General features: G+C 33.9%; 25 protein-coding genes, 1 tRNA gene, 1 pseudogene and 1 riboswitch. Of the genes and pseudogenes, 12 read left to right on the plus strand and 15 right to left on the minus strand.

Annotated features, from left to right (window positions below; translation table 11 throughout):
• Nucleotides 1-22: 22 nt before the first annotated feature.
• Nucleotides 23-736 carry a tRNA (5-methylaminomethyl-2-thiouridine)(34)-methyltransferase MnmD gene (gene mnmD, locus J3U16_RS06950; protein ID WP_267330237.1) on the minus strand — a complete coding sequence of 238 codons (714 nt, stop codon included), beginning with the start codon at nt 734-736 and terminating at the stop codon, nt 23-25.
• A gap of 86 nt (nt 737-822) precedes the next feature.
• On the opposite strand from mnmD, the gene J3U16_RS06955 reads away from it, so the two are divergent.
• A complete protein-coding gene (locus J3U16_RS06955; protein WP_065734458.1) occupies nt 823-1,560 on the plus strand; it encodes a 1-acylglycerol-3-phosphate O-acyltransferase in 738 nt (245 codons plus the stop codon).
• Nucleotides 1,550-2,317: a tRNA uridine 5-oxyacetic acid(34) methyltransferase CmoM gene (gene cmoM, locus J3U16_RS06960; protein ID WP_267342749.1), complete on the plus strand. Its 768-nt coding sequence runs from the start codon at nt 1,550-1,552 to the stop codon at nt 2,315-2,317. Before J3U16_RS06955 ends, cmoM begins: the two co-directional genes overlap by 11 nt.
• A gap of 54 nt (nt 2,318-2,371) precedes the next feature.
• Here cmoM and J3U16_RS06965 read toward each other — a convergent pair whose 3' ends face one another.
• From J3U16_RS06965 to J3U16_RS06980, 4 genes are all read right to left on the minus strand, one after another.
• Nucleotides 2,372-3,712 (minus strand): GntP family permease, encoded by a 1,341-nt coding sequence (locus tag J3U16_RS06965; protein WP_065563268.1) that lies wholly within the window; start codon nt 3,710-3,712, stop codon nt 2,372-2,374.
• A gap of 199 nt (nt 3,713-3,911) precedes the next feature.
• Nucleotides 3,912-4,913, minus strand: a complete 1,002-nt coding sequence (gene pdxA, locus J3U16_RS06970; RefSeq protein WP_065734461.1) for a 4-hydroxythreonine-4-phosphate dehydrogenase PdxA — start codon at nt 4,911-4,913, stop codon at nt 3,912-3,914.
• 74 nt (nt 4,914-4,987) lie between these two features.
• A complete protein-coding gene (locus J3U16_RS06975; protein ID WP_065563221.1) occupies nt 4,988-6,286 on the minus strand; it encodes a four-carbon acid sugar kinase family protein in 1,299 nt (432 codons plus the stop codon).
• Nucleotides 6,287-6,355: 69 nt separating this feature from the next.
• Complete coding sequence (locus J3U16_RS06980; protein ID WP_141673957.1) at nt 6,356-7,120, minus strand: DeoR/GlpR family DNA-binding transcription regulator; 765 nt, start codon at nt 7,118-7,120, stop codon at nt 6,356-6,358.
• A 249-nt stretch (nt 7,121-7,369) separates the two neighbouring features.
• Between J3U16_RS06980 and J3U16_RS06985 the strand changes: the two genes are divergently transcribed.
• The 5 genes from J3U16_RS06985 to J3U16_RS07005 all read left to right on the plus strand — a co-directional run bounded on the left by J3U16_RS06985 (nt 7,370) and on the right by J3U16_RS07005 (nt 11,665).
• Nucleotides 7,370-8,365, plus strand: coding sequence for a KpsF/GutQ family sugar-phosphate isomerase (locus tag J3U16_RS06985; protein ID WP_267330233.1), 996 nt, complete (start codon nt 7,370-7,372; stop codon nt 8,363-8,365).
• A 118-nt stretch (nt 8,366-8,483) separates the two neighbouring features.
• On the plus strand, nt 8,484-9,410 hold the full coding sequence (gene rfaD / locus J3U16_RS06990) for an ADP-glyceromanno-heptose 6-epimerase (RefSeq protein ID WP_065563218.1): 927 nt from the start codon (nt 8,484-8,486) through the stop codon (nt 9,408-9,410).
• Between the two features lie 11 nt (nt 9,411-9,421).
• The gene (gene rfaF, locus J3U16_RS06995) at nt 9,422-10,462 is read left to right on the plus strand and encodes an ADP-heptose--LPS heptosyltransferase RfaF (RefSeq protein WP_220224830.1); all 1,041 of its coding nucleotides are present in this window, start codon (nt 9,422-9,424) and stop codon (nt 10,460-10,462) included.
• A gap of 2 nt (nt 10,463-10,464) precedes the next feature.
• Entirely contained in the window at nt 10,465-11,427 is a 963-nt protein-coding gene (gene rfaC / locus J3U16_RS07000; protein WP_267330232.1) for a lipopolysaccharide heptosyltransferase RfaC, read from the plus strand.
• A gap of 37 nt (nt 11,428-11,464) precedes the next feature.
• Entirely contained in the window at nt 11,465-11,665 is a 201-nt protein-coding gene (locus J3U16_RS07005) for a YaeP family protein (RefSeq protein WP_065734473.1), read from the plus strand.
• Here the strand turns inward: J3U16_RS07005 and J3U16_RS07010 are convergent.
• The 3 genes from J3U16_RS07010 to trmA all read right to left on the minus strand — a co-directional run bounded on the left by J3U16_RS07010 (nt 11,658) and on the right by trmA (nt 15,186).
• On the minus strand, nt 11,658-13,070 hold the full coding sequence (locus tag J3U16_RS07010) for a heavy metal sensor histidine kinase (RefSeq protein WP_081299540.1): 1,413 nt from the start codon (nt 13,068-13,070) through the stop codon (nt 11,658-11,660). The two genes, J3U16_RS07005 and J3U16_RS07010, sit on opposite strands and share 8 nt — an antisense overlap.
• Complete coding sequence (locus J3U16_RS07015) at nt 13,048-13,734, minus strand: heavy metal response regulator transcription factor (protein ID WP_065563213.1); 687 nt, start codon at nt 13,732-13,734, stop codon at nt 13,048-13,050. The genes J3U16_RS07010 and J3U16_RS07015 overlap by 23 nt, the downstream gene beginning before the upstream one ends.
• A gap of 351 nt (nt 13,735-14,085) precedes the next feature.
• Nucleotides 14,086-15,186 (minus strand): tRNA (uridine(54)-C5)-methyltransferase TrmA, encoded by a 1,101-nt coding sequence (trmA, locus tag J3U16_RS07020; RefSeq protein WP_267330231.1) that lies wholly within the window; start codon nt 15,184-15,186, stop codon nt 14,086-14,088.
• 243 nt (nt 15,187-15,429) lie between these two features.
• Here trmA and srmB point away from each other — a divergent pair, with 243 nt between their 5' ends.
• Together srmB and J3U16_RS07030 are read left to right on the plus strand one after the other, a co-directional pair.
• The gene (gene srmB, locus J3U16_RS07025) at nt 15,430-16,740 is read left to right on the plus strand and encodes an ATP-dependent RNA helicase SrmB (protein ID WP_267330230.1); all 1,311 of its coding nucleotides are present in this window, start codon (nt 15,430-15,432) and stop codon (nt 16,738-16,740) included.
• Between the two features lie 125 nt (nt 16,741-16,865).
• Nucleotides 16,866-17,468 (plus strand): peroxiredoxin C, encoded by a 603-nt coding sequence (locus J3U16_RS07030; protein ID WP_065563210.1) that lies wholly within the window; start codon nt 16,866-16,868, stop codon nt 17,466-17,468.
• Between the two features lie 148 nt (nt 17,469-17,616).
• Here the strand turns inward: J3U16_RS07030 and J3U16_RS07035 are convergent, their stop codons facing one another.
• The 4 genes from J3U16_RS07035 to J3U16_RS07050 all read right to left on the minus strand — a co-directional run bounded on the left by J3U16_RS07035 (nt 17,617) and on the right by J3U16_RS07050 (nt 19,718).
• A complete protein-coding gene (locus J3U16_RS07035; RefSeq protein ID WP_065563209.1) occupies nt 17,617-17,949 on the minus strand; it encodes a DMT family transporter in 333 nt (110 codons plus the stop codon).
• 934 nt (nt 17,950-18,883) lie between these two features.
• Nucleotides 18,884-18,959: transfer RNA gene (locus tag J3U16_RS07040), tRNA-Lys, on the minus strand.
• 97 nt (nt 18,960-19,056) lie between these two features.
• Complete coding sequence (locus tag J3U16_RS07045) at nt 19,057-19,371, minus strand: DMT family transporter (RefSeq protein WP_065563283.1); 315 nt, start codon at nt 19,369-19,371, stop codon at nt 19,057-19,059.
• Between the two features lie 23 nt (nt 19,372-19,394).
• Entirely contained in the window at nt 19,395-19,718 is a 324-nt protein-coding gene (locus J3U16_RS07050; RefSeq protein ID WP_065734479.1) for a DMT family transporter, read from the minus strand.
• Nucleotides 19,719-20,317: 599 nt separating this feature from the next.
• Between J3U16_RS07050 and J3U16_RS07055 the strand changes: the two genes are divergently transcribed.
• The 3 genes from J3U16_RS07055 to J3U16_RS07065 are packed head-to-tail and all read left to right on the plus strand — an operon-like array spanning nt 20,318 to nt 22,555.
• Nucleotides 20,318-20,974, plus strand: coding sequence for a nucleoside recognition domain-containing protein (locus J3U16_RS07055; protein WP_065734480.1), 657 nt, complete (start codon nt 20,318-20,320; stop codon nt 20,972-20,974).
• Complete coding sequence (locus tag J3U16_RS07060; protein WP_267342751.1) at nt 20,967-21,440, plus strand: YjiG family protein; 474 nt, start codon at nt 20,967-20,969, stop codon at nt 21,438-21,440. Before J3U16_RS07055 ends, J3U16_RS07060 begins: the two co-directional genes overlap by 8 nt.
• A 14-nt stretch (nt 21,441-21,454) precedes the next feature.
• The gene (locus J3U16_RS07065; RefSeq protein WP_065563279.1) at nt 21,455-22,555 is read left to right on the plus strand and encodes a M20 peptidase aminoacylase family protein; all 1,101 of its coding nucleotides are present in this window, start codon (nt 21,455-21,457) and stop codon (nt 22,553-22,555) included.
• 42 nt (nt 22,556-22,597) lie between these two features.
• Here J3U16_RS07065 and ribB read toward each other — a convergent pair whose 3' ends face one another.
• The 3 genes and pseudogenes from ribB to potH all read right to left on the minus strand — a co-directional run.
• Nucleotides 22,598-23,236 (minus strand): 3,4-dihydroxy-2-butanone-4-phosphate synthase, encoded by a 639-nt coding sequence (gene ribB / locus J3U16_RS07070; protein WP_220224838.1) that lies wholly within the window; start codon nt 23,234-23,236, stop codon nt 22,598-22,600.
• 146 nt (nt 23,237-23,382) lie between these two features.
• Nucleotides 23,383-23,521: riboswitch (FMN riboswitch) on the minus strand.
• Between the two features lie 109 nt (nt 23,522-23,630).
• On the minus strand, nt 23,631-24,389 hold the full coding sequence (locus tag J3U16_RS07075) for an ABC transporter permease subunit (protein WP_416380372.1): 759 nt from the start codon (nt 24,387-24,389) through the stop codon (nt 23,631-23,633).
• 237 nt (nt 24,390-24,626) lie between these two features.
• Nucleotides 24,627-25,499 (minus strand): annotated as a pseudogene (gene potH, locus J3U16_RS07080) (putrescine ABC transporter permease PotH); the annotation flags it as partial.
• Between the last annotated feature and the right edge of the window lie 286 nt (nt 25,500-25,785).

Raw genomic sequence — 25,785 nt, forward strand, 5'->3', positions numbered from 1 at the left:
TTGTCAAAATTGGCAAACTAAATTAAGATTTACTGCCAATAAGCATTTCTCGCTTAACCCCAAATCCCTTATGTTTTTTGACATTAAAACCTGCATTGATTAAATTACGTCGAACAAAGCCTGCCGCTGTAAAAGTAGCAAAAGAACCTCCTTCATTCGTTAAGTCATAGCACTTTTTAAAAAGCGATTCCGACCACATTTCAGGATTCTTTGCAGGTGAAAAACCATCAAAAAACCAAACATCAATCAAACAATTTTGTTGTTTTAAAAACTTTGGATAGTGAGTGATATCGTCATAACAAATAACTAAATGAGTATAATCTAAAACGATACTTTGAGACTCGTTTAAAGAATCTCTTAATTGTTTGGCTAGTAAACTCAAAGAATCATTACTGTTGATTATTTTACTATGAACTTTTGACATTTCTTTTTCAGATAAAGGATATTTTTCAACACTAAAAAAATCCAATCTTTTAAGAGGACTATTAGGTTTATTCTCTCTAAATTGTTTGAACATTTGCCAAGCAATTAAAAAACTTAGACCTGTACCAAAACCTGTTTCTGCTATAGTGAAGCTTTCGCGCTGATGTAGCAAAAAACGCTCATATAAACTATTTCCTTCAATGAACACATAACGAGTTTCATCGATTGCGCCGTTGGTATTAAAATAGATATCATCAAAATAACGAGAAATTGGGGTTTGATTTTCATCCCAAATGATTGTTGATTCGTGCATAAACATCCTTCAAAGCGATATTTAACAAACTGTATATTCTTATAGATTACGTATATAATACGCCAAGTTAACTTATGAGGTAAATTATGGTTTTTCTTTTTCGCTTAATCATCGTGTTATTTATTGGTATTTTAACTTGTGTACTAGGCGTTATTTTTTGCTTATTCAATCCTCGCAACCCCAAAAATGTGGCTCGATTTGCCCATCTTTTCAGCTTTTTCTTTAAACCAATATTAGGAGTAAAAGTCGATACTCGTAAATACCCCGAAATTGAAAATTTAGGTAGCTGTGTATTTATTGCTAATCACCAAAATAATTATGATATGGTTGTCGCTGCTGATATTGTACAGCCTAAAACAGTTACAGTAGGCAAAAAAAGTCTTGCTTTGATTCCATTCTTTGGTCAACTTTATTACCTTACAGGAAATATTTTGATTGACCGTAACAATAAATCAAAAGCTCGTGATACGATTAATTTGGTCGTTAAAGAAATAAAAAAACGTGGTATATCAATTTGGATGTTTCCTGAAGGAACCCGTAGTAAAGGGCGAGGTTTGTTACCCTTTAAAACAGGCGCATTTAAAGCAGCTATTGCAGCTGGAGTCCCTATTGTGCCAATTTGTGTATCGGATACGAATAACATTAAGCTAAATCGCCTCAATAATGGTCATATGATTGTCGAAATGCTCTCGCCTATTGAGACAAAAAATTTACGTAAAGAAGATGCAAGAACTTTGATGGAACAATGTTATCAACAAATGTCAGAAAAAATTGCTCAGATTAATTTAGAAGTAACTAAATTAAATAATAAATATGACTGTTAACGATCGTAATTTTGATGATATTAGCCATAAATTTGCCAAAAATATTTATGGTACAACTAAAGGCAAAATCCGAGAAGCTATTGTTTGGCAAGAACTTGAAAACATATTAGCCAAATATCCTAAACCTATCAACATCCTTGACGCTGGTGGTGGTCAAGGACAAATAGCGTGTAGACTTGCCAAATTAGGACACAATATAACTGTTTGTGATATTTCCAAACAAATGCTGGATTTAGCTAACCATCAAGCGCAGCAAGAAAATTTAACCTTAAACTTTATTCATTGTTCAATTCAAAATCTTGATAAGTTTATCGATCAACCTTTTGATCTTGTGATTTGCCATGCTGTATTAGAGTGGGTAGCTGATCCTGTACAGATAATCCAATCTTTAAAAAGACATCTAAAAAAAGAGGGTTATTTATCTTTAATGTTTTATAACTATCATGGACTATTATTTAAAACGGTGACATTAGGTAACTTTGGATATACTCAATCAGGACTTGCTAAACGCAAAAAGAAAACCTTATCGCCTGATTATCCTCGTGATCCAAATCAAGTGTATCAATGGCTAATTGAACAAAGTTTTGAGATTACGAATAAAACAGGAATCCGAGTCTTTCATGACTATTTAACTAATAAGTCAAAAGCAGAAACTCATTTTGATCAGTTATTAGAAATTGAAAAACAATACTGCCAAATCGAACCTTATATTAACTTAGCTAGATATATTTTAGTTACTGCAAAATTATTAAATTGAAATTTATAGAAGATATTAAGGATAGCATATTCCTTTACGCTATCCTTTTTTATTTTAAAAGAAAATTGCATTAACAACTAATAATGTAACCGTTCCTGCAGCCCAAAGAACGGTAGTTGTCATACTCCAAACTTTAATTTGTTCTTTAACTTCTGTAACCCCTAATGAACGATTAACCACCCAAAAGTATGCATCATTGAAGTGAGAGAACATAAATGATCCAATAGAGCACCCTAACCCTGCCATAATTGGATTTACACCTAGTGTCCCAATCATTGGGGCAGTAATACTTGCTGCTGTAATCATTGCAACCACACCTGATCCTTGTATTAACCGAATCAAAGTCGAGATTGTCAACGGTAACAAAATACCTGGGACTCCAATTTGAACAATATACTCTGCGATTATTTGCCCTGTCCCTGAATCACGCAACACCATTCCTAATGCGCCACCGCCACCAATGACAAGCAATATAATACCTGCTGATCGAATTGAATTTTCCATTTGATGTACAACATCTTTTCTTGGGAATGAATTGGTTAAGGCCATAATTGCGATTAATAGCCCAATTCCAACAGCAACAATTGGGTGCCCGATAGTTTTTAACATAATAGCAATAGAGTTATCCCATTTCATTTCATTAACTAATGTCGCAGTTAATATCAGAATAATTGGAGTAACTATTGGTGCAAAAGATGCTAATGCGCTTGGTAATTGTTGGTCATCTTGTATATTTTGTGATGTAACAGTCAAGCGTTCCCGTGTGAAGTTTTCACCATCTTCAGTTGGAATTTGATAAATGCTACGACCCACATGACGAGTATAAATAAATCCAGCAATAGTAATAGGTATAGCTACAACCATTGCCCATAGCATATATTCACCTAGTCCAATACCAAACTGAGAAACAACACCAAATGGCCCAACTGCTGGCGGGATCATACTATGACTAATAACTAATCCCATTGCTAATGTTGAACCAAGTCCCACAACGGACTTACCTGTACTACGAGAAATTGCCTTTACAAGAGGTAATAGGACAATAAATGCTGAATCACAAAAAACAGCCAAACTAACTAATAATCCTATAATAACTAGGGCTAATTCTTCTCTTCCTTTCCCTAATAAATTAATAAAAACTTGAGCCATTTTTTGTGCAGCACCACTCATCTGCAAAACAGACCCCATCATAACACCAAAACCAATTACAATTCCGATGTTACCAAGTGTGTTACCAAAGCCTTTACTAATTGTTGCTATCATAAACTCACCAGGCATTCCCCCTAATGATCCAGTAATTACAGCTGATATAATTAATGCAGGAAATGCTTGAATTCTTGTTTTTAAAATCATAAAAAGTAATAAAGTTATTGCAACAAGCAAACCAGCTACCATTCGCCAGCTACTTTTTTCAATACTATGTAAACTTCCTAAATAAAAAACAATTAATCCTACAACCACTAGAATAATGCCATTTAATAAGACATAAGGATAAAGTGATTTTTTATTATTTTCTTTTTTAGACATATGCAAACCCTCCTTCGACAATGATAATCATTATCGAAAAATAAATAGTTATAAGTATAAATACTTACTAACGTTTGAAATTTGGTGCGTAAAGTGCAGCTAAACGAATTGCTTCAATCAAACTAACTGGATTGGCTATTCCTTTACCGGCAATGTCATTTGCTGTGCCATGATCAACTGAAGTACGGAGAATAGGCATACCATTGGTAATTGAAATAGTACGATGAAAATCAACCATTTTCGTTGCAATATGACCTTGATCATGGTACGGAGATAACACTGCATCATATCCCCCACCCATGGCAAAATGGAAAACACTATCTGCCGGTTTCGGACCATTAATATCAATCCCTTGTTGTTTAGCCATCTCAATACCAGGTAATAGGACATCATCATCTTCATGACCAAAAAGACCATGCTCACCACAGTGTGGATTTATTCCTGCAACGGTCATTTTAGGTTTATCAATACCTAATTTGATTAATGCTTCATTACAACGGATAGCATAATCACATACTCTTTCTGGTGTTAATGATTCGATGGCTTTGATGAGAGCCAGATGGCGTGTTAGGAAAAAGACTCGTAAATCTCTAACTTGAAACATGGTTAAAGGATCTTTACTGCCAGTAAGGTCTGCTAATATCTCGGTATGACCGATATAATTAACATTTCCTGCTTTTAACGACTCTTTATTGATTGGTGTAGTTGCTATAGCATCAAGTTTCTTTTGCATAGCAAGCTCGGTTATAACTTTAATATAATTAAATGCAGCTTGCCCACATTGGCCTTCAATTTGGCCAATTTTGAAAGTGTCATAATTTAATTGGCCACATTGAATAAGATTCAAAACATTAGGTTCATCTTGTATTTGTGAAAGATCAGTTATTTGATTGATATGTAAATTTACTTTGGAGAATTTACAGGCATCTTCTAATACTTTTTTATCACCAGCTACCACTACACATCCATATTTATACGTTTCTGGTGCAGCGATACTTTTAACAACAATTTCAGGACCGATTCCTGCGGGATCGCCCATAGGCACGCCAATTAAGCTACGATGGTTCATGTCTTACTCCTTTAACTTTTTTCAGAATTTATTAAACTCTATTTTTATTTATTAACTAAATTAACTCAGGGTTATTAATGCTTTAAACTTTCATGTGATGAAATTTTTGTACTCAGATAATCGATACAATGAACTAAAGTATTATCATTACCAACAAAACCACCTTTAGTTACAATCGAATAACCATCGCATTGTCCTCCAACCAAATGCCCGTAAACTGTTAATGGTTCTACTTCATCTTTTAGCAAGAACCCACTACTGCCTAAGCGATTAACAACATTTACGGTTACATCACCTCCACTGGTATAAATGCCACGTATGATAGATTCAGGATGGAGTAATACCTGTGCAGTAATTTCAGCAATGGCTTGATTTAACGTGTTGCTAATTTCGCTCTTATTCATATTATGTTTAGTAGCGAGTTTACTTAAATCACAGACATGCTCAGGCATTTCAACTGTATCAATACCAATAACATCAAATTGTTCGACTTTTTCTAACAATTTATCGACGATAGGTTTAGCTTTCTTAGTGTCTTTTGCAATCTCAATTAATTCATCGACTAAAACTGTTTCTAACCAAACTTTCCGGTCATATCTCAATTTTTTAATTTGTCTTTGAGTAAGATCCGAAACACTTCCTATTGCAACAAAGACTTTGTTTGCCATTTTTTTTTCAGACGAATAACGAAGATCTGCAAATTGCGCAGTAAATGGTCCAGGATCTACACAAAAAACAGGCAAATTAATATTATTAGCTGCTTGAGCGATAACGCTTATATCCGTATCTGTTGTTGCGTCAAATATGACAATTCGTCCTCCCTGTTGATATATTTGTTTTAACCGTTGCTCAATTCTATCTTTGCCTTCTAAAACATCCTTTAGTGCAATATGAGAAACTGGATAACGGGATTGGCATCGAAATAATTCAATAATTGAAGACTCAGTCATTGGATTTTTAGGATCGTTACGCATCGCTGTATTTTGTAATGGAACGCCATTAACTAATAAAGAACCACCTACACAGATACGATCACTCGATGGGTAAACTGGAACAACTAAAGCCATTAAATTAGGATCATTATCAATAACGGCATCAACTTCTGCTCCTAGATTTCCTCGTAATGTTGAATCAATTCGTTTACTAATTAAAGGTTGATATTTACTAAATTGATTTATGCAATCAACAACACGCGAATATGCCTCTTTATAAGGTATTGAACGAGAATCTGTTGCAAACGAAATAACATCAAATTTGCTAAGATCTTCATTAAATTTTTCCAAACAAGTGATCGCGTTAAACCCTTTTTTGCTTAATAAAGCACATGTGGCATTAGCACCTGTTAAATCATCAGCTACAACGGCTACTTTCATATTTTTGCTTCCTCTCAAAAATTAAGTTCAGTTAATGAACTTTTTATACATCTACCATTAGATAGTTTGTTACACGACTTCAAACATATATTTAATATCCTGTTTTAATAATTGCTTTTCAAAATTACTCGGAAATTGCTTTTCAGTTATAAGGTAATTGAAGCGACTCAAATCACAGATTTTAAATCGACATCTAAGTCCTAATTTACTGCTGTCAACAAGCAAAACAGATTGAATAGATCGGGTTAAGGCCATCCATTTACAGTCAGCTTTAATTTGAGATGTCGTTAATGCGCCATCTTCAAGATTAAAACCATCAGCGCCAATAAATGCCAAATCGATAACCTGTTCAGATAGATACTTCATTGATTGTGAGTTATAAATGGCTGCACTAGACGCTTGTATCTCACCAGGGCAAATAATGGTATTCACTTCTGGATGAGAAGATAATTCAAGAGCAACGTGTAAATCTGGAGTAATAACTGTAATAGGAACATTGATGTTCAATGCAAATTCTCGCATTGTTGTGCCTGCATCAATAAAGATCACCATTCCTGGTTGCAATAATCCTGTTGCAATTTTACCTACCTTCTTTTTTCCTTCTGAAAATCGATTTTGCTTGATGTTATATAGAGGGGTACCATTTAAAAAACTTCTCTTTATTTCACCACCATAAGATACTTTTATTAGGCCTTTTTCTTGCAAAAGCTTCAAATCACGCCTAATACTCATATGCGAAACGGAAAAAAGCTTAGATAATGAATTGATATTGGCAACATCATATTCATCTAAGTACTCTAAAATTCTTTTGTATCTCGGTAATTCTTGTTTCATAGTTAATTTCTCAATTAATTTGAGGGCATTGTAGTAATAAAATAATTCACAAAATGTTAATCTTTTAACACTTTCACAACCAAGTTTAACAATTGTGATCCCAATCAAACTTTCACTTTTTCATCGTAATTATTTTGTGAATCATCAAAATTATTTTTCATTTTATTAGTACAATTTCTAAACATGTTTAATTCGTTGTTGACAGAATTAATTCAATTAAATCAATTTATAAATAAGGATAATTGAGATATGACCACAAAATCTGCGAACCTTTTGACACTTAAAAGTGAAACTTTAAAAATGGCGAAACAAGTTTTAAAACAAGAAGCAGCTGCAATAGAGGATATTGTTGATACCATCAACGAAAGTTTCTTTAATGCTGTCGAGTTAATTTTGAATACGTCAGGAAGAGTTATCGTAACTGGAATGGGAAAGCCAGGATATATTGCTCGTAAGCTTTCAGCTACATTTATGAGTACTGGAACACCATCATTTTATTTACATCCAGCTGAAGCAATCCATGGTGACTTAGGTAGCCTTACTAAATTTGACACCATTATTGCGATATCAAATAGCGGAGAAACCGCCGAGATTCTTAATATCTTATCCACCATACAAAAAATTAACATTCCACTAATTTCAATTTGTGGTAATCCTTCATCGACGTTAGCCCGATTTGCAACATATAATTTAGATGCGCATATAACTAATGAAGCATGCCCATTAAATTTAGCGCCAACTACAAGTACTACTGTCCAATTAGCATTAAGTGATGCTTTAGCAATTTCAGTTATGAACGCTAAAAAATTTACCAAAAATGATTTTGCTTTTTATCACCCAGGCGGAAGTTTAGGGCAAATTCGTTTAATGACTGTTAAGCAATTGGTAGAAAAACATAATAGACAGATATCGATTACTGCTGAAAAATCTATTTCTGATGCCATTTTTGTGATGACTAATTCTGGAATAGGTGCAGTTGCAATAGTAAATAAGGAAAATGCATTACTTGGTATAATCACTGATGGCGATATTCGAAGACAGCTAAAGACTTATCCAGATTTATTAAATATCAATGTTACTCAGTTGATGATATCAACTCCTGTAACAGTTGAACAACACCAAACAGTATCAGATGCTTTAAATATAATGGAACAACACAAGCCAAGACCAATAACAGTTTTACCGGTACTTGATGTTAATGAAAAATTCATAGGTATGATTCACATAACTGATATATACCATTAAATCGTGTCATTTTTTATCATAAATTCATTAGCAACAAAACTAAGATGTAGAAATGAATACTCGAAAATTTGCCAATAAATCGTTATTATATTATTTTTACTAGTTAAAGGTTGTGATTATGATTGTTGTTACTGGCGGTGCTGGGTTTATTGGAAGTAATATCGTTAAAGGATTAAATGATCTAGGGCACAAAGATATTTTAGTGGTAGATGATTTAACTGATGGTACTAAATTTTCAAATTTAGCCGATTTAGATATTGCTGATTATATGGATAAAGATGAATTTATAGCAGAAATAATATCTGGCGAAAATCTTGATATTGAAGTTATTTTCCATCAAGGTGCTTGTTCATCCACAACAGAATGGGATGGCAAATTTATGATGGAAAATAATTATAATTATTCTAAGGATTTGCTCCATTATTGTTTAGATTTTGATATTCCTTTTTTATATGCATCCTCAGCTGCCACTTATGGTGGTCGGAGCGATAATTTTATTGAAGAGCGTTCCTATGAAAAACCATTAAATGTTTATGGTTATTCAAAATTCTTATTCGACCAATATGTCCGTGAAATATTACCACAAGCAAATTCACAAATTTGTGGATTTCGTTATTTTAATGTTTATGGTCCACGGGAAAACCATAAAGGTAGCATGGCTAGCGTCGCATTCCATTTAAATGAACAAATCAATAAAGGGGAAAAACCTAAATTATTTACTGGAAGTGATAATTTTAGACGTGATTTTATTTATGTTGGAGATGTCGTTGAGGTAAACTTATGGTTCTGGAAAAATAATGTTTCTGGCATCTTTAATTGTGGAACTGGACGAGCTGAATCTTTCCAATCAGTAGCTGATGCAGTTTTAAATTATCATCAAAAAGGTGAAATTGATTATATTCCTTTCCCAGAACACCTGAAAGGACGTTACCAAAGCTTTACTCAAGCTGATTTGACTAAATTTAGAAAAACAGGATGTCCAATTGAGTTTAAAACAGTTGCACAAGGTACAACTGAATATATGAAATGGTTAAACGAGCAATAAGAGGAACAACAATGAAAACCCTGATTATTGGTCCATCTTGGGTTGGTGACATGATGATGTCACAAAGTTTATATCGCACTTTAAAGCATCTAGAGCCAAGTATTGAAATTGATGTAATGGCACCAGCTTGGTGCCGTGCTTTATTGAATAAAATGCCTGAAGTCAATCAATCAATTGCTATGCCAATTAATCATGGGGAGTTTGCATTAACTAAACGTTACCAGCTAGGAAAAGAATTACGTCAATACGACCAAGCAATCATTTTACCTAACTCATTTAAATCAGCACTGATTCCTTTCTTTGCTAAAATTCCTAAACGCACTGGCTGGAAGGGTGAGATGCGTTATGGTTTATTAAATGATATGCGCATACTTGATAAAAAAGCTTTTCCATTAATGGTCGAACGTTATGTCGCCCTTGCCTACCCTAAACAAGATATCCATTCAGCAAAAGATATTCCTCAACCAATTTTATGGCCAAAACTGAGTGTTGAAAAGGATGAGGTTGAGCAAGCATTATCAAACTTTAATATTCCTACAGATGTTCCTTTAATTGGATTTTGTCCTGGCGCTGAATTTGGCCCTGCTAAACGTTGGCCTGATTATCACTATGCTGCATTGGCTGATTTGATAGTAAAACAACATGCTAAAATTATTATCTTTGGTTCAGAAAAAGATAAAGCTGTTGGAGAACAGATTATTGCCAAAATGGCGCATGGTGATCAGTGTATTAATCTTGCTGGCCAAACAAAATTAGAACAAGCGATCAACTTGATTGCGGCATGTAAAGCAATTGTCACTAATGATTCAGGCTTAATGCATGTTGCAGCTGCACTTGATAAGCCTTTAGTTGCACTTTATGGACCAAGTAGTCCTGATTTTACTCCCCCATTATCAAATAAAGCAGAAGTCATTAGACTCATTACTGGCTACCACCGAGTTCGTAAAGGTGATAGTGAGCAAGGTTATCATCAAAGTCTAATTGATATAAAACCCGATCATGTTTTTGAAACATTGATGAAACTTATCGTTCGCTGTGAAAAGAGTAATTAATTATGCGTGTATTGGTTGTTAAAACTTCATCAATGGGTGATGTGTTGCATACTTTACCGGCTTTAACCGATGCCGCCAACAATCTACCAAATATTACATTTGATTGGGTAGTTGAAGAAAACTTTTCACAGATTCCAAGTTGGCATTTTGCTGTAGATGAAGTTATCCCAGTTGCAATAAGACGTTGGCGAAAAAACTGGTTTGCTAAAACGGTTCGTGAAGAACGCCACCAATTTATAGAACATTTAAGACGACAACAGTATGATTGCATCATTGATGCTCAAGGTTTAATAAAAAGCGCATTTTTAATTACTCGTAAAGCGCGAGGTATTAAGCATGGCTTAGATCGACAAAGCATCAAAGAACCCATCGCTAGTTGGTTTTATGATGTTAAACATCATGTCCCTAAACAGATGCATGCCATAGAACGTGTTCGGATGCTGTTTGCTAAAAGTCTTAATTATTTGCAACCTGATTCAATCGGTGATTATGCTATTGCTAGTCATTTCTTAACTGCATTACCTGATGATAACCAGAAATATTTAGTATTCCTTCATGCTACTACTCGCGAAGAAAAGCACTGGACAGAAGAAGCATGGCAAGAATTAATTAAATTAATTCAACCAACAGGACTAAGGATTAAACTACCATGGGGAGCTCCTCATGAGCAAGAACGGGCTTTACGCTTAGCACAAGGATTTAATCACGTTGAAGTATTACCAAAGCTTTCTCTTAACGAAATCGCAACGGTTATTGCGGGTTCAAAAGCTGTAGTGTCAGTAGATACAGGATTAAGCCATTTAACAGCGGCACTAGATCGTCCTAATATAACTTTATTTGGAAAAACCGATCCAAACCTAATTGGAGGATATGGCAAAAACCAACACAGCATCATTTCAAAAGATAAAACGATGCAATCAATCACATCCAATGAAGTTTATCAAATGTTAACTGCGTTTATTTAAATTGTATTTGAGTTTCAATAAATAGGAAGATAATAATATGAACAAATATCATGAGCTAATTCGTGAAAGATATGCTCAAATTGGCAGTAATGATTTAGGTTATATTGAAGATGCGTTAGGTGCGGTAATGATGGTACTTAATGAAGTAGTCGATAATCAACTAGTACCGCAAGATCTAAGAGAAAAAGCCGCATACGCTGCAGCTAATCTCTTAATAAGTGATTATGATGTTAAATAACGGTCGGAAGATTGATTATAAAACGTGTAGACAGATCATCTGATTCAACATAAATATGACCCTTATGTGTATCAATAATCGATTTCACAATAGCCAAACCAATTCCGGTACCTGAGCTATCTTTGTTATTTCGATGACGCGATTCATCAACTCGATAAAAGCGGTCAAAAAGATGAGGTAAATGACGACTTTCAATCTTTTTACCAGGGTTAGAGATGATAATTTGAATTCGTTTTTGTGTAAGTTGACCCAATTTAATCTTAATTGTTTGATTTTCAGGGGTATAACGAATCGCATTGGAGATGATATTACTTATCGCCCGCCCTAACATCATTTTATCGCCTTGAATATGAGAACAATTACCTTCAAGTTCAAAAGTAATATTTTTCTCATCAGTCAAAGGTTCAAAATATTCACACATTAAACTAATCATCGAATGTAAATCTATATCGATAAGATTAGGTACTAGCTGATGATTATCGGCTTGTGCTAAAAAAAGCATATCCGATATCATCTGAGACATTTTTTCATACTCTTCTAAATTAGAATATAAAATTTCTCGGTACTCTTCTGTAGAGCGCGCATTATTTAAAACAATTTGCGTTTGTGTCGTTAGATTTGTGATTGGTGTTCGCATTTCATGGGCAATATCTGCGGTAAAATTGCGTTGTCGTTCAAAGACATCTTCCATTCGATGAAGCATATTATTAAACGCCTTAACCAAACTCACATATTTTACAGGAACCGAAGCTGTTGAAATACGATAATTTAAGCTTTTCATATTAATTCGTTCAATTTTTTTAATTAAACGATTAATTGGTTTTTGTGTGTAATAAATGGAAATTAACGATCCAATCAATGCTAACACACAAGAGATAGCAATTAGTAAACCTAATCCATTTCTCAATCGATTTATAAATTCAAGCTGTAAATTGCGCGCTACTGCAACTATTGTCGTATATTGACGCCCTTCATCCAGTAGAACTCTGGAAGCACCGATACGATAAGATGATTTATCGATATTCCAAATCGCCGTACTATTTTCGGTAATCAATCGTTCAAAATCTTCTTGTGATAAAGCAATAGATAAATTAGGACCACGAGTGCGATACACAATTTTTCCTGAATCATCAATGATATAAACAAATAGATGATGATGACCGGTCAAGATGAGTAGTAGATTTTGAAAGAATTCATCTCGATTTTCATCGGGTGAATAATAGGTAAGTTCACGTTCAATTGAGGTAATAACTGAATTCAATTCCGAAACATTTTGCTGAATTGAAATTTTTTCAAACGTATGTTCAATAAGATAACTGAAACAATAAAGTAGCCCGCAGGTTAGCAGGCATACGATAAGTGGTATACGAAACGATATGAAGTTACTCTGCTTCATCCAAGACATCTAATTTATATCCCATTCCACGGACTGTATGAATTAATTTAGGTTCAAAATCGGCATCGATCTTGTTCCTCAATCGCCTAATTGCTACATCAATTACATTGGTATCGCTGTCAAAATTCATATCCCATACTTGTGAAGCAATAAGTGATCTTGGTAAAACTTCTCCGGGATAGCGTAAAAAATATTCTAGTAATAAAAATTCTTTATTCGTTAAATCAATTCTTTTATCACCTCGGGTTACTGTTCGTTTAGGTAAGTCCATAATTAAATCAGCAATGCTTAATTGATAATTATTGACTTGTGGAACGTTTCGTCTTAATAAGGATTTAATTCTTGCTAACAATTCAGCGAAAGAAAAAGGTTTAACTAAATAGTCGTCTGCGCCTAAATTGAGTCCTTTCACTTTATCTTCAACACTTCCCATTGCAGTAAGTAAAATAATTTGAGTATCTTTCCCCGCTTCACGCAAAGACTGTACAATTTTCCAACCCACAATATCAGGCAGCATTACATCAAGAATAATCAGATCATAATCTTCAGTCATTGCTCGATGATAACCATCGAGTCCGTTATCAGTAAGATCTACAATAAATCCTGATTCAACTAAACCTTGACGAAGATATTCACCGGTTTTTTGTTCATCTTCAACAACTAACAATTTCATATTGAATATTCCTTAATGTTTTATCAGGTTATCGAAATTGCATAATGCAGTTATAGGATATATTAGAAAGTCAAATGACATCATGACATTTCAGTGACTATTTTGTAATTTTGCAGTCATTAAAACGTCTGTTTAGGTTTGCTATAGTAGCACCACAATGATTCATGAGGCTAGACAGTATTGTTTCATTGTTTTATTTCCTTTCATCCATTCCTTGCAATTTAATGCAGCCCTAGTTTATCTAGGGTTTTTTTTTGCTTTTTAAACCACTTAATATGAAATAATTGGAATAAAACAGTTAATTTGGCATAAAATTTATCTTATTTAAACCAGATTAACCGTTTTTGAATATTATTGATATTCCTTTTTACGTAATACAATACCTGTTTCAATATGATCAGTATAAGGAAATTGGTCAAACATAGCAAAATGTTCTATATAATGCGTTTGAGTAAGTTGTTGCAAATTATCTTTTAAAGTATAAGGATTACATGAAATATAGACAATTCGATCATAACTTTGAATGATATTAATCGTTTTATCGTCTAATCCCGCTCGAGGAGGATCTACCAACACAGTTTGACAATGATAATCATCTAAATTAATACCATTTAATCGATTAAAATCCCTCTCTTTCCTAATGGCAGAAGTAAACTCCTCAGCAGATAATCTCACAATAATTAAATTATCAATATTATTGATTTTGATATTATGTTGTGCTGAATAGACGGAAGCTTTTGCAATCTCAGTTGCTAAGACTTTATTAAAATTTTGAGCCAATGCAATAGAGAAATTACCGTTACCACAATAAAACTCTAGAAGATCACCATTCGACTCTTTAGTTACCGAAATAGCCCATTCCAACATTTTTATATTGATAGCCGCATTAGGTTGAGTAAAACTGTTTTCAACTTGTCGATACTTAAAAGTCTTATCAAATATTGGTAAAACCTCATCAACATAATCAGCATCAATGGCAATTTTTTGATTACTTGCTCGACCAACCAGATTAGCATTAATTCCTAGTTCAGCTAATTGTTGTTTTAAACGCTCAGCAGCAATTATCCATTCGTCACCTAATTTTTTATGATACAAAAGTGTTATTAATAACTGCCCACTAAGTGTAGAGAAATAATCAATTTGAAAAAGCTTATGACGCAAATTATCGTTATATTGAATTAAAGGTAAAATCGACTGCATTGCCTTGTTAATCAGTTTTGAAGCAATAGGAAAACTATCTATTCTGACTCTTTTCTTCTTATCATACATTATATGATAAAGCTCATCACCATTATGCCAAATTCTAAATTCAGCACGCATTCGATAATGACTAATAGGTGAAGAATAAGTCACTAACTCGGGTAATTGAAAATCAGATAATATCGTTTTTAAATTGATTATTTTATTTTGTAACTGCTGGTTATATTTATCGTTCGAAAAAGATTCTGTCATATTTATAATTCGACCATCAATTTTGATAAAGAGTGAATAGTATTTTATAATTTCTAAAAATCATAATTCTATCATAATCCCCAGCTTATGATAAGCTCATACGCCAGTAGTTGCCTATCAAATAAAGCGTCTGCAATTAAAACAATTTTTACTTTCATATAATATGATTGGTTGCTGATAAAGATTGTAGTTATAGCGATTGCCGTTATAATGTGGGGCAAAATGATAGATTAGAAGAGCACTATGACAACGCAAACTTTCTCTGATTTACAGTTAGATGATATTTTAATTGAAAATCTGCAAGCGCAAAACATTAACGAACCCACTGTAATACAAGCACAAACTGTCCCTGTAGCCCTAGACGGTAAAGATGTTCTAGGATCAGCTCCGACAGGAACCGGTAAAACATTGGCATTTTTAATTCCAGCAGTACAACATCTGCTTGATTTTCCGCGTCGAAAACCTGGACCTCCAAGAATATTAATCTTAACCCCCACTCGAGAATTAGCTATGCAAATAGCTGAACAGGCAAAACTACTAACAAAGTCAACACACTTGAGTATAGCCACGATTACAGGTGGAGTTGCTTATATGAATCATGCCGAAGTTTTCAGCAAAAATCAGGATATAGTCATTGCAACAACCGGACGTCTATTACAATACATTAAAGAAGAAAATTTTGATTGTCGTGCAGTTGAAATGCTCATTTTGGATGAAGCCGATCGCATGTTAGATATGGGGTTTGCTCAAGACGTTGAAACCATTTCAGCTGAAACACGCTGGCGTAAACAAACATTATTATTTTCAGCAACGTTAGAAGGAGAAGGTTTACATAGTTTTGCTAATCGAATTCTTAACGAACCTATTGAAATCAATGCAGATCCTTCTCGAAAAGAACGAAAGAAGATTTTACAATTTTATTATCGTGCTGATGATTTAACACATAAAGTCGCGTTGTTAACTCACTTATTAAAGCAGAAAGAAGTTAAAAAAACTATCGTCTTTGTTCGTAAACGTGAACGTGTACATGAATTGGTTTCACTGCTGCATCAAGCTGGAATTCATAGTTGTTATTTAGAAGGAGAAATGGTTCAAGCCAAACGTAACGAAGCCATCAAACGGATGAATAACAACACGGTCAACGTACTGGTAGCAACTGATGTTGCTGCTAGAGGGATAGATATTAACGATATTACCCATGTTATCAATTTTGATGCACCTAAAACGGCTGATGTTTATCTACATCGAATTGGTCGAACCGCTAGAGCAGGGAAAAAAGGTACAGCAATTATGTTGATTGAGGCACACGATAATGAGTTATTACAAAAAATTGAACGTTATATTCGTGAGCCTATCAAATTAAGAACAATTGATGAACTACGCCCAAAAACCAAAGCACCTAAACCAGTAACAAAAAAGAAACCTTCGCAAAAAGCTAAACAGAAAAATGCGGCTAAAAAGCAAGAAGAGACTAAAAAGAAAAAGCTAAAACAACGTCACCGAGACATTAAAAATAAGGGAAAACCCAATAAAACGATAATTAAAACCGAATAATAATTTATTTACCATAGGTTAAACTTATGAAATCAATTGCTGATAACAACTTGGCGTATTGGCTAAGATTGATATAATAAAACGCATATTCAGTATATACATTTGCTACACAAGGAAAAAATTTTATGACATTAGTCACTCGTAAAGCACCAGATTTTACTTCAGCAGCAGTACTAGGTACTGGCGAAATTGTAAATAATTTTAATTTAGCTGAGCATATTAAAGGTAAATATGCCGTAGTATTTTTCTGGCCTATGGACTTCACTTTTGTATGCCCATCAGAAATTATTGCATTTGATCACCGTTTAGAAGAGTTCAAAAAACGTGGTGTCGAAGTAATTGGTGTCTCAATGGACTCAGAATATGTTCATAATGCATGGCGTAACACACCACAAGATAAAGGTGGTATTGGAGAAGTGAAATTCCCTATCGTTGCTGATATAAAGCATAGCATTATGCAATCTTATGGTGTTGAACATCCTGAAGCTGGTGTTGCTCTTCGTGCATCATTTTTTATTGATAAATCAGGCGTTGTTCGTCATGAAACAATTAATGATTTACCAATCGGTCGTAACATTGATGAAATGCTACGTATTGTTGATGCTTTCCAATTCCATGAAGAACATGGCGAAGTTTGCCCTGCACAATGGACAAAAGGAAAGCAAGGAATGCAAGCAAATCCAAATGGCGTTGCTAGCTACTTAAAACAACACGCTAATGAAATCTAAGTTGAGAAACAAGCTATTATAATCAGCTTAGAAATATTTTGAAAAACGCAAACCGGAGTACAACTCCGGTTTTTTATGTTCAAACGCGAACTACAGTCAGATAACGTTCAAATAGTATTTAAGTTATTATCAACGCAATATGTTTATATTAATGCCCGCTAACATTTGAAAATAGGTTAATAATAACCACACCAAATATAATAAAGCCCATACCAATTAACGCTGCTAGATCTAAAGATTGCTTCATAAAGATCCAAGCTATCAAACTGATAATAATAATCCCGATTCCCGACCAAATCGCATAAGCAATACCGACAGGAATAGTTTTTAAGGCCAATGAAAGAACATAAAATGACGCGCTATAACCAATAATAGTAATTATTGAATACATTAAATGCGTAAAACCGTTAGAAAGTTTTAACGAAGAAGTTGCAATCACTTCACAAATAATCGCAATAAAAAGTAATAGATATGAATTCATATTATGACTCATAAGTTAGTTGAAATAAAAATGAAGACTCGCCATAAATCTTAGTGTAAAAATGATCTATACAAACTCAATAAACACACAATTCAGGAAAAAATAGAATAAATGCTGGGGTATGAGGGATCAGAAAAGAGCTATTAAAAAAATACCCATTAAACATATATCGTTTATCATCCACTCAATACCTTGATGTAATATATCACTCCTCAATAATAAAGTAAAAAGTTAAAAGAAAACGGATTACTTTTTAGTATATTACTTTTTGAGTGATGAGTCCCTTAAAGTAATTATCAATTTTCATTGATTTATACACTTGATTCAGAACTTTTTATAATCAAACTAAACTATTTAATAGGTTACTCAGCACCACAATTACTCATTATTTTTGATAAAATACAAATACCCAACTAAAAGATTTCGGTAGTCGATTCAATCTCATACATTGAAAAAATTGTTCAAGTTCAATTAAATACCTGCACTTCAATTAGCATTCAATACTCTTATCTTATCAGCATCATCTCAAAAAAGATTCAGCTATTAAGTAAACACAAAATGCTTAATAATGAAATAATTAAGCTAACAATGATAAATCCAATTAAAAATTTACCAACTTTGTAATAAAATCTATTTTTTTGATTTTCCCGCTTCTTTCTATTGAAACAAAGCAAAAAAATACCTATGAGAAGAATCGGTAAATAGATATACCAAAAATAAAACGGTGCAACTATTAACAGAATTAGAATTGCTTGGCCTGTAGTTAGTGAAAACATTTGAAATTTATATACTTAAATAATTATAACGTGTTATTAAGAATCATAACAAATTTATGATTCAACTTGATAAAATAGAAATAGTATATGTAAGGCCTTAATAAATCAATAATTATTTTCGAAGAAGAGTTATCATCTTATTGGATAAATCTGGTGAATGGTGGGTTGTGAGGGGATCGAACCCGCGACCAATTGATTAAGAGTCAACTGCTCTACCGACTGAGCTAACAACCCATTTAGTTAGTGGGGATATTCTATATAACTTTATATTCTAATGCAAATCCTCTATTCTCAAATTAATATAATTGTGAGAATGAAAACTCATTTACAACTAAACGGTAACATGTAAACCAACGATACCGATAATAATCACACTCAGACCAAATATTCGAGTGAAATTCTTCGGTTCATTGAAGATGAGCATGTTAGCCAAAACCGCACCCGAAGTACCTAACCCTACCCACACTGGATAAACTATACTTAAATCCAGATACTTTAGTGAAAAATAAAATAGTATAAATGAAACAAAAAAACCGCCCCAATAAAACATTAATCGCAACAAGCTTTTTTGTTGCGAGTATAGCTTAAGACCTATCGCGCCAATAACTTCGAAAATTGCAGCAGTTAAAATAAATAACCATCCCATATCTCAATCCAAATTTTAGTTAATTAGCTATCAGCTCGTTTTAATTGCACAACACCAATGATAATTAATGCTACAAAAAATATTTCAATCAGTTTAATTTGTTTGCCAAATACAACCATATCAATCAGTAATGAGCCAATCGCGCCAACACCAGAAAATATTGCATAGACAGTGCCTGTAGGAATAGTCTTACATGCATTAGTTAAAAACGTAAAATCAACAATAATGACTAATACAACAATCACCCAATGCCACCACTGGCTCGCAGTAGTAAAACCAAATACCCAACACAATTCAAAAAAGCAGGTGAGAACAACAAATACCCACTCTTTATTCCTGCTGTACATAATGACCTCATTATTTTTTTATTTTTTGTTTATATTGCTTAATTTTATTATTTCACTAATGTGCTTAATGAAAACAAAAGACGGTTCGCAAACTAAAACATTTGCCACCTAAAGATTATGATGTTTATGCAGAGAAACAGTTCAACCTTATATATAATATCGATAGTTTCTGAAACACTTTAATGCTATTTCTTACTATTTATTAACAATTCTATAATGACGGATGAAAAATGGCAAGCCTAGAATTATTGATAATTGTATGCTTTTAAATAACTTTCTCAAAAATTGAGAAAAAATCCGAAATAAAATTAATCCATTTAACTTAAATCAATTACCAAAAATGATAACTTAATATAGCTTAGATCCTATCCTTAATCCCAGCAAATGATCAATCTTACTCAACGCGTAATTGACGAATAAAATCTATCTAATTTTAAAAAAAAGTTGAGGAAAGGGGTTTTTTTTCAATTAAATCAATATAGAATACGTCGCTTAGTATTTTAATTCATTTTAAATCAAAATAATTCAAGTACTTTAAGTGTAACTTATTTAATATTTATATTAGAAAATAAGTCAGATAAATCAAAAAGGAATAGACAATGTCAAATAAATCGGACAATGAGTTTAAAGTCGGAATAAAGGCCTATGTGTCACTAGTTGTTGCCATACTGTTTTTTTCCGGGCTATTTTATAACGTGGATGGAAAAGCTTGGTTAGGTGCATTTGATTTTACCAGCTTAAGTGGTAAGTTTGGTACGATGCTTCACCCTGAAAAAAATACTTTTGTTGGTGAAGGTGGAAATAGCGCCAGAGCCGGCTTTATTTTTGCCTTATCACTAATACCGACAGTTATGCTTGCGTTAGGTGTTTTAGAAATTTTTACCCATTACGGTACAATTCGTGCAGCTCACAAACTATTAACTCCCCTTCTTAAACCTATTTTAGGGGTTCCTGGTAAAACGGGCCTTGCGTTAATTACTGATTTACAAAGTACTGACGCTGGAGCCGTATTAACTAAAGAGTTGTATGATGAAAAACAGATCAGTAAAAAAGATCTTATCATTATCAGCGCCTGGCAATATTCAGGAGCTGGCTTAATTAATAACTATTTTTCTATTGGTTCTGCGCTTTTCGCTTCAATGACTGTCGCAATATTTACACCATTAGTCATTATGATTGTATTGAAATTCGTTGGTGCGATTTTAGTACGCATGATTTTAAATTCAGTTTATAAAAAGGATTTTATCAATGAATAACTCAACCAATCAAAAACAGACTAACAATCCATTAGATATTTTCGTTATTGGTGCACGCAAAGGCTTCAATATTGCAATAAACAATTTAATGCCTAACATTATTATGGCATTTGTTATCACGGAAATATTAAAAAGATTAGGTTTGATGCAATTAATCGGTGAAATATTTGCTCCCGTTATGGGGCTATTTGGTTTGCCGGGTGAAGCTATAACGGTATTGTTGACCGCTTGGCTATCAGCTTCAGCAGGTACGGGTGTTGCTGTAAATTTAATTTCTGGCGGTATTTTAAGTGGTGTTGATATCACGATCTTAGCACCAGCTATTTTCTTAATGGGCTCACAATTACAATATATGGGACGTTTATTGGGTGTTGCTGATGTACCTAAAAAATATTGGCCACTATTAATGCTTAACAGTATAGTTAATGCTTTAATTGCGATGATCATCATGCGATTTATAGTGTGATAAAGGAGATATCTATGTCTAATGTACTTGAACATTACCACTATTTACATCAAATTCCTGAGTTGGGTTTTGAAGAATTTAAAACCTCAGCCTATATCGCGGATAAACTTGAAGCTGCTGGCTATAAAGTAACACGAAACATTAACAATACCACAGGAATTGTTGCTGAATATGACAGTGGAAAACCCGGTCCAGTGTTAGCATTACGAGCTGATATGGATGCTCTAGGTCATATCATTGATGGTGAACACTGTGCGAGACACACTTGTGGACATGACGGTCACTCATCAATGTTATTAACTGCAGCCCAAGAACTCATTAAAGAAGGTAATATAAAAAAAGGAAAATTAAAGCTAATTTTTCAACCTGCTGAAGAGTTAGGTTCAGGTGCTTTAGCCATGATAGAAGGCGGTGCTATTGACGATGTTGATATGATCATTGGCTTACATGTACGTCCTAAAGATGAATGCCCAAAAGGCTGTGCATCAGCTGCCATGTTTTATTCAGCCTCAACGACAGTTGAAGTAAATATTCATGGTATTCCTGCTCATGGTGCAAGACCACATTTAGGCGTAAATGCATTAGATGCTGCAACTATGGCAATTCAAGCTGTGAATACTATTCATCTAGCGCCTAGCTTAACTTATAGCGTGAAAGCAACGCGTTGTATATGTGATGCAGGTGTAACGAATGCTATTCCATCAGAGGCCTATGTTTGTTGGGATTTAAGAGCCCCAACTAATCCTGCTATGGATGATTTAAAAGCAAAAACACTTAAAGCAATCGAACTCAGCGTTGCATCAATTGGTGCTAAAGCTGATATCAAAGTATCAAAAGAAATACCAGCAGCTGAAATTGATGATGAAGTCACAAAAATTATTGCTGAATCTATTATAGATGTGCTTGGCAAAGATGGATTAAAAGATCCTATTTTTACCCCAGGTGGAGAAGATTTCTTCAATTATCCTCGTGAAAGAGATGTAAAATCAGGTTTTTGGGGATTGGGTGTTGACTTAACACCGGGTCTACATCATCCAGATATGACTTTTGATACATCAGCATTAGAAAATGGTGTAAAAATCACTAAAACTTGTGCTTTAAAAGTTTTGGGTTAAGTAAATTATTCCGCCGAATATTTCGGCGGTTTCTTGAAAGGCTTATAATGATTTACGATAGGCCACAATATCATCAATTGTAACTACTGGTAACTGATGCTTTTTAGCAAATTCGACAACTTGTGGTGCTCTAGCCATTGTTCCATCATCATTCGTTAATTCACAAATTACTGCTGCTGGTTTAAAGCCCGCTAATGAAACTAAATCAACAGAGGCTTCTGTATGACCTCGACGACTCAAGACACCATTCTCTTTTGCGACTAATGGAAAGACATGACCTGGATGATTTAAATCACTTGGTTTTGCATTATCTGCAACCGCAGCTTTTACCGTAGTGACTCTGTCCGCAGCCGATACGCCAGTTGTTACGCCTTTCGCAGCTTCAATAGTAATAGTAAAAGCGGTCTGGTTTTTACTGGTGTTGTTAGCAACCATCATTGGCAACTCTAATTTATCGCAAAAAGATTGTGGCATACATAGACAAACTATACCACTTCCATATCGAATCGTTAGCGCCATTTGTTGTGTTGTAATTGTTTGTGCAGCCCAAATAATATCGCCTTCGTTTTCGCGATCTTCATCATCTAGCACTAATACGCCAGATCCAGCTTTGATTGATGCGATTGCTTTTTTGACACGCTCGATGGGTGTTCCGAATTCATTTAAGTTAAACTGATTCATGGTAAATACCTATCCTGTTTTATTAAACTAATTATATTTATTCTTAATTAATTTGAATTCATTAAGTTATAAATATATTAAATACCAGAATCAGGGCAAGTGCTTGACCATAGTGATTTTGCTATAGCGCAAATATAGAAAAGATAAGCTACTCTCTTTCATCCAGACTTTAACTGTCGGCTTTGGAATCTCACCAAATCTGCTAGTCCTTAATAAAATCTATTTTATTAAGCGCTCGTGGGCTATACCACCGGTGGGGAATTGCGCCCCGCCCTGAGAATTTTTTGTCAGTGAACTGACATCAAACACTATAATATAATTCAATAAAAAAAACACGTATATTTTATGAGGATAAATAAATTGCCGCATAAAGCGGCAATTTTTGATGAGGCAATTAATGCATTCGAATTTCACGCAAATGCCGTTTTTCAGCTCGACGCATCCAAAGCCATGAAATGAAGCCAATAATACCAACAATTAATAAAATAATTGTCGCTAAGGCATTAACTTGAGGGTCAACCCCTAATCGGACTTTAGAAAATACCAGTTTTGGTAACGTCATCGCACCTGGCCCTGTCACGAAATTAGCGATAACCACATCATCAAGTGATAAAGTAAATGCCAATAACCAACCAGATACAAGAGCTGGAGCAATCATAGGTAACGTTATAATGAAAAATACCTTTAATGGATTTGCACCCAAATCTAATGCAGCTTCTTCAATTGACTTATCTAACTCTCGTAATCTTGCGCTAATAACAACTGTCACATAAGCGGTACAAAATGTTGCATGAGCGAGCCAAATAGTAATTGCACCTCTTTGTGTTGGCCAACCAAGTACTTGTCCCATTCCAACAAATAGCAATAGTAATGCCAAACCGGTTATTACATCTGGCATAACTAGTGGTGCCGTTGTCATAAACGAAAACAAATTAGAACCTCGGAATCGTCTATATCGTATTATGGCATAAGCAGCTAAGGTACCAAGTACAATTGCTAATGATGCAGCACCAGCAGCAATAGAAAGGCTCAATCCTACCGCTTTAAGTAAGGCTTCATTATGGATCAATTCAAAATACCATTTAGTTGAAAATTCAGACCAAACAGTTACAAGTCTTGAACTATTGAAAGAATAAACAATCAAAATGATCATCGGTATATATAAAAAGGAAAACACTAATAATAGAATTAATCCTTTCAAAAATTTACCTAGTAATGATATCGTTACAATAATTGTCAAAATAAGACTGAAGACAAAACATCCCACATATAAGCTACTACTACTTAATAAAGCAAATCCTGAAATCAAAACCGATAGCACCAATGAACCTAAGAATGCGGAGATAAAAACAATCAATGCTGATCGCACGATTAATGGTAAATTATTCATTTATTTACCTCCCATTTGTCGGTTTTGGAATTTGTTAAAGTAATAGATAGGGACAATTAATATCAATAACATCACTGTTGCGACAGCTGATGCAGCTGGCCAATCGTGATTATTAAAGAATTCAGCCCATAGTTGAGTACCAATCATTAGACTATCTGAAGGCCCTAACAGTTCAGGGATTACATATTCCCCAACCGCTGGAATGAATACCAACATGGCTCCAGCAATAACACCATTTTTAGTTAATGGTACGATAATCCTAAAGAAGGTTTTGATTGGCTTACAGCCTAAATCTAATGCTGCTTCAATTAGGGTTGAATCGACTTTACTTAATGATGTGTAAATTGGTAACACAACAAATGGTAAGTAAGAATATACAATACCGATATAAACAGCTAGATAAGTTTTCATAATGATCAGCGGTTGATCAATAACACCTAACCACATTAAGAAATGATTTAACAAACCATTAGGATTCAATATCCCAATCCACGCATAAACACGAATTAAAAATGATGTCCATGATGGTAATATAATCAACAATAATAAAATATTTCGAGTAGATGGCTTGCATTGCGATATAGCCCATGCTAATGGATAACCAATCAAAATACATAATAATGTCGAAATTGCAGCCACTTTCAATGACTGTAAATAGGAGTCTAGATAAATAGTATCAGCTAATAAATTTAGATAATTACCAAAATTTAAAACAATATTTACCAGCCCATCTTCATAACTAAAAAGCTCAGTATAAGGAGGAACGGCTATCGCCACTTCCGAAAAGCTGATTCTAAATACGATTAAAAATGGTAATAAAAAGAGTAACAGCATCCAAAAGTAAGGAATCGCGATAACTAACAAACGACCATATAATGTCATTAAGTCGGAATCATCACGTTGTTGTCGCATCTTTTTATAAGCATAATAGATAGCAACCAAACCGACTAATTCAGGTATATATAAAATACTACCAGCTATTATCAACCGATAAGCAAATTTAGATGGTTTATAATGCGCTAAATATGCACCTAAACATAATAATAAAAAGCTTAATACCATTGATGTAAATAACGCATCTAAAAAAAGATTGTCAAATGCATTTGTTGTTACAAAACGTAAATAAATACCGAGTAACACCAAGGCATTTAATAACAAA

The organism is Gilliamella sp. B3023, from assembly GCF_026536845.1.
Taxonomy (GTDB): domain Bacteria; phylum Pseudomonadota; class Gammaproteobacteria; order Enterobacterales; family Orbaceae; genus Gilliamella; species Gilliamella apicola_E.

Coding starts and splice junctions, on each gene's coding strand:
- rfaF (WP_220224830.1), top strand. CDS start 9,422: ATGAAAACCCTGATTATTGGTCCATCTTGGGTTGGTGACATGATGATG.
- J3U16_RS07060 (WP_267342751.1), top strand. CDS start 20,967: ATGAATAACTCAACCAATCAAAAACAGACTAACAATCCATTAGATATT.
- J3U16_RS07010 (WP_081299540.1), bottom strand. CDS start 13,070: ATGTCTTGGATGAAGCAGAGTAACTTCATATCGTTTCGTATACCACTT.
- J3U16_RS06985 (WP_267330233.1), top strand. CDS start 7,370: ATGACCACAAAATCTGCGAACCTTTTGACACTTAAAAGTGAAACTTTA.
- srmB (WP_267330230.1), top strand. CDS start 15,430: ATGACAACGCAAACTTTCTCTGATTTACAGTTAGATGATATTTTAATT.
- J3U16_RS06955 (WP_065734458.1), top strand. CDS start 823: ATGGTTTTTCTTTTTCGCTTAATCATCGTGTTATTTATTGGTATTTTA.
- mnmD (WP_267330237.1), bottom strand. CDS start 736: ATGCACGAATCAACAATCATTTGGGATGAAAATCAAACCCCAATTTCT.
- ribB (WP_220224838.1), bottom strand. CDS start 23,236: ATGAATCAGTTTAACTTAAATGAATTCGGAACACCCATCGAGCGTGTC.
- rfaD (WP_065563218.1), top strand. CDS start 8,484: ATGATTGTTGTTACTGGCGGTGCTGGGTTTATTGGAAGTAATATCGTT.
- J3U16_RS06975 (WP_065563221.1), bottom strand. CDS start 6,286: ATGAAAGTAGCCGTTGTAGCTGATGATTTAACAGGTGCTAATGCCACA.
- J3U16_RS06965 (WP_065563268.1), bottom strand. CDS start 3,712: ATGGTAGCTGGTTTGCTTGTTGCAATAACTTTATTACTTTTTATGATT.
- J3U16_RS07035 (WP_065563209.1), bottom strand. CDS start 17,949: ATGAATTCATATCTATTACTTTTTATTGCGATTATTTGTGAAGTGATT.
- J3U16_RS07030 (WP_065563210.1), top strand. CDS start 16,866: ATGACATTAGTCACTCGTAAAGCACCAGATTTTACTTCAGCAGCAGTA.
- J3U16_RS07015 (WP_065563213.1), bottom strand. CDS start 13,734: ATGAAATTGTTAGTTGTTGAAGATGAACAAAAAACCGGTGAATATCTT.
- J3U16_RS07055 (WP_065734480.1), top strand. CDS start 20,318: ATGTCAAATAAATCGGACAATGAGTTTAAAGTCGGAATAAAGGCCTAT.
- cmoM (WP_267342749.1), top strand. CDS start 1,550: ATGACTGTTAACGATCGTAATTTTGATGATATTAGCCATAAATTTGCC.
- trmA (WP_267330231.1), bottom strand. CDS start 15,186: ATGACAGAATCTTTTTCGAACGATAAATATAACCAGCAGTTACAAAAT.
- J3U16_RS07075 (WP_416380372.1), bottom strand. CDS start 24,389: ATGATCATTTTGATTGTTTATTCTTTCAATAGTTCAAGACTTGTAACT.
- pdxA (WP_065734461.1), bottom strand. CDS start 4,913: ATGAACCATCGTAGCTTAATTGGCGTGCCTATGGGCGATCCCGCAGGA.
- J3U16_RS07045 (WP_065563283.1), bottom strand. CDS start 19,371: ATGGGATGGTTATTTATTTTAACTGCTGCAATTTTCGAAGTTATTGGC.
- J3U16_RS07050 (WP_065734479.1), bottom strand. CDS start 19,718: ATGTACAGCAGGAATAAAGAGTGGGTATTTGTTGTTCTCACCTGCTTT.
- J3U16_RS07065 (WP_065563279.1), top strand. CDS start 21,455: ATGTCTAATGTACTTGAACATTACCACTATTTACATCAAATTCCTGAG.
- rfaC (WP_267330232.1), top strand. CDS start 10,465: ATGCGTGTATTGGTTGTTAAAACTTCATCAATGGGTGATGTGTTGCAT.
- J3U16_RS06980 (WP_141673957.1), bottom strand. CDS start 7,120: ATGAAACAAGAATTACCGAGATACAAAAGAATTTTAGAGTACTTAGAT.
- J3U16_RS07005 (WP_065734473.1), top strand. CDS start 11,465: ATGAACAAATATCATGAGCTAATTCGTGAAAGATATGCTCAAATTGGC.